This window comes from Sphingobium phenoxybenzoativorans (assembly GCF_001757355.1).
Taxonomy (GTDB): domain Bacteria; phylum Pseudomonadota; class Alphaproteobacteria; order Sphingomonadales; family Sphingomonadaceae; genus Sphingobium; species Sphingobium phenoxybenzoativorans.
Genome location: NZ_MINO01000031.1, coordinates 33323 through 43406 on the forward strand (window position 1 = coordinate 33323; position 10084 = coordinate 43406).

At 63.4% G+C, this 10084-nt stretch carries 11 protein-coding genes, 1 tRNA gene and 1 other RNA gene; 1 reads left to right on the top strand and 12 read right to left on the bottom strand.

Translation table 11 applies throughout. The features are described from left to right. Positions 1 to 9: 9 nt before the first annotated feature. From BHQ40_RS14680 to hisI, 3 genes are read right to left on the bottom strand one after another with little or no spacing between them, the layout of a single operon-like run. Positions 10 to 429: a MerR family transcriptional regulator gene (locus tag BHQ40_RS14680; RefSeq protein ID WP_070156608.1), complete on the bottom strand. Its 420-nt coding sequence runs from the start codon at positions 427 to 429 to the stop codon at positions 10 to 12. A 40-nt stretch (positions 430 to 469) separates the two neighbouring features. Next, the gene (locus tag BHQ40_RS14685; RefSeq protein ID WP_070156609.1) at positions 470 to 1018 is read right to left on the bottom strand and encodes a hypothetical protein; all 549 of its coding nucleotides are present in this window, start codon (positions 1016 to 1018) and stop codon (positions 470 to 472) included. After that, positions 1005 to 1376, bottom strand: a complete 372-nt coding sequence (hisI, locus tag BHQ40_RS14690) for a phosphoribosyl-AMP cyclohydrolase (RefSeq protein WP_070156621.1) — start codon at positions 1374 to 1376, stop codon at positions 1005 to 1007. Before hisI ends, BHQ40_RS14685 begins: the two co-directional genes overlap by 14 nt. A 135-nt stretch (positions 1377 to 1511) precedes the next feature. On the opposite strand from hisI, the gene BHQ40_RS14695 reads away from it, so the two are divergent. After that, entirely contained in the window at positions 1512 to 1868 is a 357-nt protein-coding gene (locus tag BHQ40_RS14695; RefSeq protein WP_070156610.1) for a putative quinol monooxygenase, read from the top strand. Position 1869: 1 nt separating this feature from the next. Here the strand turns inward: BHQ40_RS14695 and BHQ40_RS14700 are convergent, their stop codons facing one another. From BHQ40_RS14700 to BHQ40_RS14740, 9 genes are all read right to left on the bottom strand, one after another. Next, positions 1870 to 2919 (bottom strand): Glu/Leu/Phe/Val family dehydrogenase, encoded by a 1050-nt coding sequence (locus tag BHQ40_RS14700; RefSeq protein WP_070156611.1) that lies wholly within the window; start codon positions 2917 to 2919, stop codon positions 1870 to 1872. Between the two features lie 87 nt (positions 2920 to 3006). Beyond that, positions 3007 to 3083 (bottom strand) — tRNA-His (locus BHQ40_RS14705). Positions 3084 to 3269: 186 nt separating this feature from the next. After that, entirely contained in the window at positions 3270 to 3542 is a 273-nt protein-coding gene (locus tag BHQ40_RS14710) for an HU family DNA-binding protein (protein WP_070156612.1), read from the bottom strand. Positions 3543 to 3706: 164 nt separating this feature from the next. Next, entirely contained in the window at positions 3707 to 6103 is a 2397-nt protein-coding gene (gene lon, locus BHQ40_RS14715) for an endopeptidase La (RefSeq protein WP_070156613.1), read from the bottom strand. Between the two features lie 151 nt (positions 6104 to 6254). Next, complete coding sequence (locus BHQ40_RS14720) at positions 6255 to 6578, bottom strand: YbaB/EbfC family nucleoid-associated protein (protein ID WP_070156614.1); 324 nt, start codon at positions 6576 to 6578, stop codon at positions 6255 to 6257. Continuing rightward, on the bottom strand, positions 6575 to 8191 hold the full coding sequence (locus tag BHQ40_RS14725; RefSeq protein ID WP_070156615.1) for a DNA polymerase III subunit gamma/tau: 1617 nt from the start codon (positions 8189 to 8191) through the stop codon (positions 6575 to 6577). The genes BHQ40_RS14720 and BHQ40_RS14725 overlap by 4 nt, the downstream gene beginning before the upstream one ends. Before the next feature lie 75 nt (positions 8192 to 8266). After that, positions 8267 to 8364: signal recognition particle sRNA small type (gene ffs, locus BHQ40_RS14730), an RNA gene on the bottom strand. 270 nt (positions 8365 to 8634) lie between these two features. Next, positions 8635 to 8970 carry a 2Fe-2S iron-sulfur cluster-binding protein gene (locus BHQ40_RS14735; RefSeq protein ID WP_070156616.1) on the bottom strand — a complete coding sequence of 112 codons (336 nt, stop codon included), beginning with the start codon at positions 8968 to 8970 and terminating at the stop codon, positions 8635 to 8637. A gap of 3 nt (positions 8971 to 8973) precedes the next feature. Then, positions 8974 to 10084: cysteine desulfurase family protein (locus BHQ40_RS14740; protein WP_070156617.1), on the bottom strand; the 1111-nt coding region annotated here is incomplete at its 5' end.

Consider the following 10084-nt stretch of genomic DNA (forward strand, 5'->3'; position numbering starts at 1 on the left):
CCGGCGAGTCTAATGCCCACCGCTGCCTTCAACCATGGCGACGAAGGACGACAGCTCATGGATCGCCGCCTCGATATCTTCCTTCTGGCGCTCCAGAAGCGCGATCCTTGCCGTACATTTGTCGACAGTCACGCGGCGCTGCGCCTCCCGCCCGTCGTCAAGATCGTAGAGGTCGATCATCTCGCGGATATCGGACAGGCTGAAGCCGACCCGCTTGCCCCGCAATATCCAGGCAAGGCGCGCCCGGTCTCTACGGGAATATATCCGGGACAGGCCCTGCCGCTCAGGCGCGATAAGCCCCTCATCCTCGTAGAAACGAAGCGCGCGGGCAGTGACGCCAAACTCTGCGGACAGATCCGAAATCGAATAGCTGTCCCGCTCATTAAGGTCGGGCATCTCGATGCCCGCGATCTGGACCATCTTGTTCATGACAATAAATTAGTTGACGTTTACGTTCACGTCAAGTGGTTCATCGCCCCTCGCACAGCGGTTCGCCATTGCTGTCCGGCAACGATCGCGCCGCGCTGGCGTCGGACAGCAGGCGAGGGAAGGCCACACCTTCCAGCGATCCGCGACCGCTGCACACTTCCACGCATTTCATGTCGACAACACCGGGCATCGCGATCCGGTCGCCATCATATTGGGCGACGATCAGGCATTGCGAACCGCCAGTGAAACGCAGAATCAGCTTGTCGCCCACCTGCCGCGCGGTCCCCTCGCCACGGCAATATTGTTCAGTGCCAAAGATCGCCTCCAGCCCAAAACGGTATCGCCTCCCGTCTCCGGGCGTGATGCACAGTGAATCCCGCCCGGCTTCATGCCGCCGCTGATAAAGACCCGTTACAGCCGTTTTCCCGGCATCAGCGATAACGCCAGCCTCCAGCGCGGCTTGCTCCAAAGCCGACTGTTCGCCAGATTGCCGACCTGCCGAGGGTACGGAACCCCGTCCTTCCTGCAAAGGCGAGGGATCACGACAGGCGGCAAGCAGGAGAAGGAGCGCGAAACTAGATCGCCGCATCGACCCCTTCCAGGCCGTTGGGCGTCACCCGCCGGAAGAAGCAGCTCCGCTGTCCGGTATGGCAGGCTGGGCCGGGCGCGTTCGCAATCACCCACACCGCGTCCTGGTCGCAATCGATGCGCACGTCCACGACCTGCAGCATGTTGCCGGAGGTCTCCCCCTTCTTCCAGAGCGCCTGCCGGCTGCGCGACCAGAAATGCGCAAAACCGCTCTCCACGGTCAGCGCCAGCGCCTGCGCGTTCATATGCGCAAGCATCAGGACCTGGCCATTGGCCGCGTCAGTCACCACGGCGGCAATCAATCCGTCGCGGTCATATTTGGGGTTCAGGGTAAGGCCCGTGTCGCGCATGTCATTCATTGCGCCGGTATAGAACGCCGCCCGGCCGATGCCAAAGCCCAAAAACCGGCAATCTCCCCCTATGGACTGGTGCAACCGGCAGATGACGCGTCGCTATTTACAGCCGATCAGGCCGCATCATCCTGGGAGCGAGTCATGCGGATATTGATTGCCGGCCATTTGACATTTGACGGGCAGGATTGCGCCGCGATCATCCGGGAAGGCCGGAAATTTATCGAAGCCAGCCGGGCGGAAAAGGGATGCATCGCCTATAACTGGTCGGTCGACCCGCTGATCCCCTCAACGATCCATGTATTTGAGGAATGGGAAAGTGAGGCCGCCCTCGGCGCGCACTTCCGGGACCCATCCTACCTGTCCATGCGCGCGCATCTCGAAAGCTTCGCGCTGACCGGTTTCGACGTCTCGCTTTACAGCGCCAACGGTAAGGAGGCGGTCTATACCGAGGAGGGACAGCCGCGCAGCGCGATATTCGGCGTCCCGATCGGGAAATAGCTCAACCGCGCCCGATCAGCTTCTGCGCCATGCTGTCCGCCACATCAGCGGCAGGCCGGTCGCTGGCGCGGCTTTCCGCCCATATCGTCCGCAGCCGGCCGGGAATCTGTTCGATCCGCCCGTTGACCTCATCCCGGTCGCCCTGCCCCAGATATTCGAGCGCCACATTGATGATGCCGCCCGCGTTGATCACATAATCCGGGGCGTAGAGAATCCCGCGCCCATGCAGCCGCGCCGCGTCCGCCCTGGTCGCAAGCTGATTATTGGCGCCGCCCGCCACAATGGGCGCCTTGAGCAGGGGAATGCTATATTCGTTGAGGATCGCGCCAAGGGCGTTGGGACTGAACAGGTCCGCCTCCACCCCGATGATCGCATCGGCGGACACCGTAACCGCGCCAAGTTCATCCGCCAGCGCCTGCGCACGCTCGCCATTCACATCGGCCAGCGTCAGCCGCGCCCCGTCCTTGGCCAGATAACGCGCCAGTCCGCCGCCCACGCTGCCTACGCCCTGAATGGCGACATGCACGCCCGCAACGCTATCCTTACCGGCCGCCTCGGCGATCGCTGCCTTGACGCCCAGATAGACGCCATAGGCGGTCAAAGGCCCCGGATCGCCGCCAGCCGCGCCTTCGCCCACCGGCAAGCCGGAGACATGGCGGGTGCTGCGCGCAATCGCGATCATGTCCGCTTCGGAAATGCCGACATCCTCGGCCGTCACATAGCGCCCGCCAAGGGAGTCGATCGCCTTGCCGAACGCCTCCAACATGGCCGGGGTCTTGGACCGGTCCGCATCCGCCAGGATGACGCCCTTCGCCCCGCCCATCGGCAGGCCCGCCATCGCATTTTTGTAGCTCATGCCGCGCGAGAGCCGCAGCGCATCGGTAATGGCGTCCGACCGGTCGGCATAATGCCAGAAACGCACTCCGCCGGCACCCGGCCCAAGCGCGGTCGAATGCACGGCGATGATCGCGGTCAGCCCGCTCGCGCGATCCCGGAAAAGGTGAACGCCCTCATGATCGTCAAAATCCGGCAGGTCCCAGGGAGCGGTCATTCAATCCTCGTAACTTAATTACAGGAGATCGCAATAATATGCCAACCGGCAAAAAGCCAGACGCCGAATAGCGTAAAATCGGGAAGATGGGGCGATCGACGGGATCCGAACCCGCGACCTCCGGTACCACAAACCGGCGCTCTAACCAACTGAGCTACGATCGCCACGGGACCCGCAGGGTCCAGAAGAAGGCGGCTCATAGGGCGCGCGCCGCCCCAGCGTCAAGCATCGATTTGGCCTTTGCCGCAGCGCTGAATCAAAAAGACCGGGCTTTCGCCCGGCCTTTCCGAATCCTTGATGCGCAGCGCGCAAATCCCTTTCAGGCCCCTCTCCGGACCAAAATATGGATATTAGTTGACGGCGTCCTTCAGACCCTTGCCCGCCTTGAACTTCGGCTGGGTCGACGCCTTGATGGTCATCGTCTCGCCGGTGCGGGGGTTACGGCCGGTCGAAGCCTTGCGCTTCGAAACGGAAAAGGTGCCGAACCCGACCAGGCGGACTTCGTCACCCTTCTTCAGGGCAGCGGTGATCGAATCAAAAACGCCTTCGACCGCCTTGCTCGCATCGCTCTTGCTGAGCCCGCTGCCATCGGCGACCGCGCTGATGAGATCCTGCTTGTTCATGCCTTGGGAACCCCCTTAGTTTCTCTGGTTAATGGGTGTGGTGAATTAGGAATCGGCTTAAGGCGCGACAATAAGGCTCAGGAAAATTCCAGAGTCAAAGGGAAAGCGACGAAAACCGTTCACCGACCCAAAATGCCCTGTTTTTCTGGTCTTTGACGGGCCGATCAGTGCCGAATCGCCGCTTCCGACTCGCCGCCATGCGCCATTGGCGGCTGCGCAGCGAGGTCATCCTCCTCGGTCCAGCTTATGGCTTCGAGGGGGGAAGCCAGCGCCTTCGCCAGCACCTGATCGACATGGGAAACGGGAATGATCTCCAGCCCGTCGCGAATATTCGCCGGGATCTCAACCAGGTCCTTTTCATTGTCGGCCGGGATCAGCACGGTCTTGATGCCGCCGCGCAGCGCCGCGAGCAGCTTCTCCTTCAGGCCGCCGATCGGCAGCACCCGGCCGCGCAGCGTGACTTCGCCGGTCATCGCCACATCCTTGCGGACAGGGACGCCGGTCAGCGTGCTGACGATGGACGTCACCATGCCGATACCCGCAGACGGACCATCTTTGGGCACCGCGCCTTCGGGCAGGTGAATGTGGATGTCCTTCCGGTTGAAGATGCTGGGCTTGATGCCATAGCCGGGTGAGCGCGCCTTCACATAGGAGAAGGCGGCCTGAATCGACTCGCTCATCACATCGCCCAGCTTGCCGGTCGACCTGATCATGCCCTTGCCGGGAACGGTCACCGCCTCGATGGTCAGCAGTTCGCCGCCGACCTCGGTCCAGGCAAGGCCGGTCACTGCACCGATCTGATTTTCCTCCTCGCCGACGCCATGGCGGAATTTCCGCACGCCGGCATAATCGGCCAGATTTTCCGGCGTGATCGTGATCTGAGTAAATTCGCCCTCGACGATCTTGCGCAGCGCCTTGCGGGCCAGCCGGGCAACCTCGCGCTCCAGCGTACGGACGCCGGCTTCGCGGGTATAATAGCGGATCAGGTCGCGAACGGCCTCCTCGGTGACAATGAACTCGTCTTCCTTCAGGCCATGCGCCTCGACCTGCTTGGCGATCAGGTGCCGCTGCGCAATCTCAACCTTCTCATCCTCGGTATAACCCTCCAGCCGGATGATCTCCATGCGGTCCAGCAGAGGCTGAGGCAGGTTCAGGCTGTTGGCGGTCGTGACGAACATCACGTCGGACAGGTCGACGTCGATCTCCAGATAATGGTCCTGGAACTTCGCATTCTGTTCGGGATCGAGAACTTCGAGCAGGGCGGAGGCCGGATCGCCCCGGAAATCCTGGCCCAGCTTGTCGATCTCGTCGAGCAGGAACAGCGGGTTCATCGCGCCAGCCTTTTTCAGGTTGGTGACGATCTTGCCCGGCAGCGAACCGATATAAGTGCGGCGATGGCCGCGAATTTCCGCTTCGTCGCGCACGCCGCCCAGCGACTGGCGCACAAACTCGCGGCCCGTCGCCTTGGCGATGGAACGGCCGAGCGAGGTCTTGCCGACGCCCGGAGGGCCGACGAGGCACAGGATCGGCCCCTTCAGCTTGTTGGTGCGGGCCTGCACGGCGAGATATTCGACGATGCGGTCCTTGACCTTCTCCAGCGCGAAATGATCCGCGTCCAGGATTTCTTGCGCCTTCTTGAGGTCAGTCTTGACCTTGCTTTTCTTGCCCCAGGGCAGGCCAAGCAGCACGTCCAGATAGTTGCGCACCACGGTCGCCTCGGCGGACATGGGCTGCATGGTCTTGAGCTTCTTCAGCTCGGCATTGGCCTTCGTCTTGGCTTCCTTGCTGAGCTTCAGCTTGTTGATTTTCGACTGCAGCTCGGCAAGTTCGTCGGCCTCCTCGGCCTCGCCATTGCCCAGTTCGCGCTGAATCGCCTTCAACTGCTCGTTGAGATAATATTCGCGCTGGGTCTTCTCCATCTGGCGCTTTACGCGGCCGCGGATCTTCTTCTCGACCTGCAGCACGCCCAGCTCGCCCTCCATGAAGGCAAAGGCCATTTCCAGCCGCTTCATCGGGTCCGCCTCAACCAGCAGCGCCTGCTTGTCGGAAACCTTGAGGTTGATGTTCGCAGCAACGGCGTCGGACAGCTTGCCCGCATCCTCTATCTCGCGGAGCTGCACCGGCGTCTCGGCCGGCAGTTTCTTGTTGAGCTTTGCATAATTCTCGAACTGCTCGGCGACCGACCGCATCAGGGCGGAGGCTTCCGGTCCCTCGGCGACAACATCCTCCACCACCTCGACCTCGGCGCGCAGATAACCCTCGTCCGGGATCAGCTCCTTGAGCAGAGCGCGCTGCTTGCCCTCGACAAGCACCCGCACGGTGCCGTCGGGCAGCTTCAGCAGTTGCAGCACCGTCGCGACAACGCCGGTGTCATAGAGCGAGTCGCGGTCGGGATCATCCTCGGCCGGGTCCAACTGGGACACCAGGAAGATGTCCTTGTCAGCTTCCATCGCCTTTTCCAGCGCAACGACGCTCTTGTCGCGGCCGACGAACAGGGGGACGATCATCTGCGGGAAAACCACGATGTCGCGCAGCGGAAGCAGAGGATAGGTAGTGGTCATGCAGTCTCCGTTGGCCGGTCCGTTCCGATGAACCGCCAGCCTTTGATGCAGCTATATGGGCGCACGGCCCCCGGCAATCAATCATGCACCATAGGACCGCCCGCCTTAACGGAAGGCGAACATACCGATCATGCCGGAGTAATCCCGCCGGTCAGAAAGGCAGCTTGAAGCCCGGCGGCAGGGAAAGGCCGCTCGTCATCTTGCTCATTTCCGACTGGCTGGCCTCATCCGCCTTCTTGCGCGCATCGTTAAACGCGGCGGCGATCAGGTCTTCCAATATCTGCTTTTCCGAAGGCGCAAGCAGCCCTTCGTCGATGGACACGCCGACGATGCGGCCCTTGGCGGTCGCCGTGACCCGCACGATGCCGCCGCCCGAAACGCCCTCAACCTCGATCTTGTCGAGATTTTCCTGCGCCTTGGTCAGCTCCTCCTGAACCCGGCTGGCCATGCCGAGTATCTCGTTGAGATCCTTCATCCGCTCGCACTCCATTGCTCATTGTCTTCGACCAGATCGGCGTCCGGGAACGCCGTCATCGCCGCCCGCACCACGGGCGTATCCAATATCGCCTGCCGGGCCTGCATCTCGCTCTCGGCCTTCTGCTCGCCAAGGGTTGGTTCGCCCTCGCCCTCCGCCAGCGTCACGACCCAGCGCTGACCGGTGGCGGTCTTGAGCGCCTCGGTCAGTTTCCGCAGGAAATCGTCCGCGACCGGCCGGGCCATGTTCAGCGCCAGCTCCGGCGGCGCATAGCGCACCAGCCGCGCCTCATGCTCGATCTGATCGGCGAGGAAACCGGAATTTTTCCACAAGGCATCGACCAGCGCGGCGAAGGTCGGCGGCCATTGCGCCGCGCTTTCGGAGCCAGCGCCGGGGGCATCCTTCGCTGGCGCAGCCTGTCCCGCGCCACCGGACACCCCGCCCTGCTGGATCATCCGCGCCAGATCGCTGGGATCGGGCAGGCTGGCGGCGTGAACGATACGCAGCAGCGCCATTTCGCACGCCTCGCGCGGCAGCCCGGCATTGGCGACCTCATCATGCCCCTTGAGCAAGAGCTGCCATATCCGGTGCAGCGGCGCGAAGCCGATCTGGCTGGCCCAGTCCGCCAGCATCTCCCGCTCCTCGGCCGATTGCGCCGGATCGTCGGCGCCGCGCCCTGCCTTCGCGATGGTCACGGCATGAACCAGCTCCAGCAGGCCGCGCATCAGCGCCAGCGGCTCGACGCCAAGCTGATGCTGCTCATCCAGCGCCGCCAGCATGTCCTGCGCCCTGCCCTCCAGCAACAGCCCCAGCAGCCTGCGGGTCGCGCCGCGATCGGACAGGCCCAGCATCTCGCGCACCTGCGCGGCGGTCACGGTCGGCGCGTCGCCGCTGGTGTCGGCATGAGCGATCGCCTGGTCGAGGATCGAAAGGCCGTCGCGCGCCGACCCCTCCGCCGCCTGCGCGATCAGCGCCAGCGCGTCCGGCTCCGCCTGCACATCCTCCGCCTGGGTCACATGGGCGAAGTGCGCGGCCAGCTTTTCCGCCGGGATGCGCCGCAGGTCGAAACGCTGGCAGCGGGAAAGCACCGTCACCGGCACCTTGTTCACCTCTGTCGTGGCGAACAGGAATTTCACATGCGCCGGCGGCTCCTCCAGCGTCTTGAGGAGCGCGTTGAAGGCATTCTTCGACAGCATGTGCACTTCGTCGATGATGTAGATCTTGTAGCGGGCGGACACCGCCGCATAGCGCACGGACTCGATGATCTCGCGCACATCGTCGACGCCGGTATGGCTGGCGGCGTCCATCTCGATCACGTCGATATGGCGGCCCTCGGCGATCGCCCTGCACGGCTCACACACGCCGCACGGGTCGATGGTCGGACCGCCCTGCCCGTCCGGGCCGATGCAATTCAAAGCCTTGGCGATCAGCCGCGCCGTGGACGTCTTGCCGACCCCGCGCACGCCGGTCATCAGGAAGGCATGGGCCAGCCGGCCGCGCTTGATGGCGTTGGCCAGCGTCTGCACCATCGCATCCTGGCCGATCAGCTCGTCGAAATTCCGCGGGCGGTATTTGCGGGCAAGCACGCGATAGGGCTGAGGGGAATCGGTCATGAGGCCCTTATTAACCCTAAGCGCCGGGCCTGTCGAAAAGGCCCGTATCGCGTGGAAACGATGGCTTGCGGGACATGAGGTGGGAGCCGGAACGACCCGCGGCAAAATCGTTGTGGCTGCTTCCGTCAGGACCTGACCAGGTTGGCGACGACCGCGCCCGCCCGACTCCCGGCGCGGCATATGGGGGAAAGCTTATGGATTGGCAAGATCGGGCTGACACGGGCGCCGGGACGGCTTCGCCCGGCCGCGCCATGCGCGCGAATGCGAAGGCGAATGCGACGGTGTCAGCACTTTTTGCGCAAAATTATCATGATATATCAGTGATTTAAAAATAGGATTTTGTAGGAACCTTCGCCTTTGTTGGACTATAAACCGCAGCGCATGCAGTCCGTTTCCGGCCGGTTTTCAGATGGCTTGTGCAGGAAGAACAACGCGCCGCAGCGTCACATGCCCTGCATGTTCCGGCTTTCCGCGGGCATGCGCACGGTCAGCGTATCATAGCTCTCGTCGATCACGATCTGGCACGAAAGCCGGCTGTTGCGCGTGGCGGACGCGGCGAGGTCAAGCATATCCTCCTCCGCTTCGCTGGCGCGCGGCAGCTTAGCGAAATCGGCGGGATCGATGATGACATGGCATGTAGAGCAGGCCATCTGCCCCTCGCACGTGCCCTCCAGCGGCTGGCCGTTCGCCTGCGCCACGTCGAGAAGTATCTGCCCCGGCTGCGCGAAAACCTCATCGCGTTTCTTGCCGTCGGCACTGATGAACTTGACCCAGACCATAGATTACAGCGCCCCCTGCGGCGGCATGTCCTGTTGGCCCGCCGCTCGATTGATCGCCTCTCCGGCCCTCTCCAATTCTTCCAGCGTCGTGTATCGGCCGAATCCGATCCGCACTGATCCCCCAGCCTCTTTCTGCGACAATCCAAGGGCTTGCAAGACATGGCTTGGCCTGCCTGACCCGCTCGCACAGGCAGAACCGAGCGAAAATGAGACATCCCGGCAATCGGAGAGCAATCTTGCCCCGTCCAGACCCGCCCGGCGGATGTTGAGATTGCCATGATATCGCCGGGTCATACTGCCATTAACGATCCAGCCGGGAAACAGGGCCAATGCCGCGTTCCAGAGCGTTTCAACATGCGCGGCGTCACTTTGCATGCCGCTACCAAGCAGCCGCGCGGCCGCACCGAAACCCGCACAAAGCGCAGGCGACAATGTGCCGGAACGCAATCCTCCCTCTTGCCCGCCGCCATGGATCAGCGGCGGCAGGGCAAGGCCGTCCCGCAGCCACAGGCCGCCAATGCCCTTCGGCCCATGCACCTTGTGGGCGCTGATCGCGATCATGTCGGCATTGGCGGGTATGGGAACCCTGCCGAAACCCTGCACCGCGTCGCACAGGAACAGCGCCCCGGCATCCCGCGCCAGGGCGGCGAGCGCCTCGACCGGCTGGATCACGCCGATCTCATTATTCACCAGCATCGCCGCGACCAGAGCCGTACCCTTGTCGATTTCCCGCCGCGCCCGCTCCAGATCGACAAGGCCGTCCGGGCCGACGGGCAGCAGCACCGCCTCATAGCCATGATGCGCCATCGCCTCCACCGTATCGCGCACCGCCGCATGTTCGGTCGCGATCGTGACGATCTTCCGCCGGTCCGGCCCGGCAAGGCGCGCGGCTCCGGCGATGGCGATGTTCAGCGCCTCGGTCGCGCCGGAGGTGAAGATCAGCCTGCCGCCGGGCAATCCCAACGCCGCCGAAACCGCGTCCCGCGCCACCTCCACGACCGCCGCCGCCTGACGCCCCATCCGGTGCGCACTGTGCGGATTGCCGAACTGATCGCGCAGCAGCGGGACCATCGCCTCAAACGCCTCCGGCGCGAGCGGCGTTGTCGCCTGATAG

What these genes read in the sequence shown, in the direction of transcription:
- BHQ40_RS14685 (WP_070156609.1), bottom strand. Translation starts at nt 1,018, where the DNA reads ATGCGGCGATCTAGTTTCGCGCTCCTTCTCCTGCTTGCCGCCTGTCGT.
- lon (WP_070156613.1), bottom strand. Translation starts at nt 6,103, where the DNA reads ATGACCACTACCTATCCTCTGCTTCCGCTGCGCGACATCGTGGTTTTC.
- BHQ40_RS14695 (WP_070156610.1), top strand. Translation starts at nt 1,512, where the DNA reads ATGCGGATATTGATTGCCGGCCATTTGACATTTGACGGGCAGGATTGC.
- BHQ40_RS14735 (WP_070156616.1), bottom strand. Translation starts at nt 8,970, where the DNA reads ATGGTCTGGGTCAAGTTCATCAGTGCCGACGGCAAGAAACGCGATGAG.
- BHQ40_RS14710 (WP_070156612.1), bottom strand. Translation starts at nt 3,542, where the DNA reads ATGAACAAGCAGGATCTCATCAGCGCGGTCGCCGATGGCAGCGGGCTC.
- BHQ40_RS14720 (WP_070156614.1), bottom strand. Translation starts at nt 6,578, where the DNA reads ATGAAGGATCTCAACGAGATACTCGGCATGGCCAGCCGGGTTCAGGAG.
- hisI (WP_070156621.1), bottom strand. Translation starts at nt 1,376, where the DNA reads ATGAATGACATGCGCGACACGGGCCTTACCCTGAACCCCAAATATGAC.
- BHQ40_RS14725 (WP_070156615.1), bottom strand. Translation starts at nt 8,191, where the DNA reads ATGACCGATTCCCCTCAGCCCTATCGCGTGCTTGCCCGCAAATACCGC.
- BHQ40_RS14680 (WP_070156608.1), bottom strand. Translation starts at nt 429, where the DNA reads ATGAACAAGATGGTCCAGATCGCGGGCATCGAGATGCCCGACCTTAAT.
- BHQ40_RS14700 (WP_070156611.1), bottom strand. Translation starts at nt 2,919, where the DNA reads ATGACCGCTCCCTGGGACCTGCCGGATTTTGACGATCATGAGGGCGTT.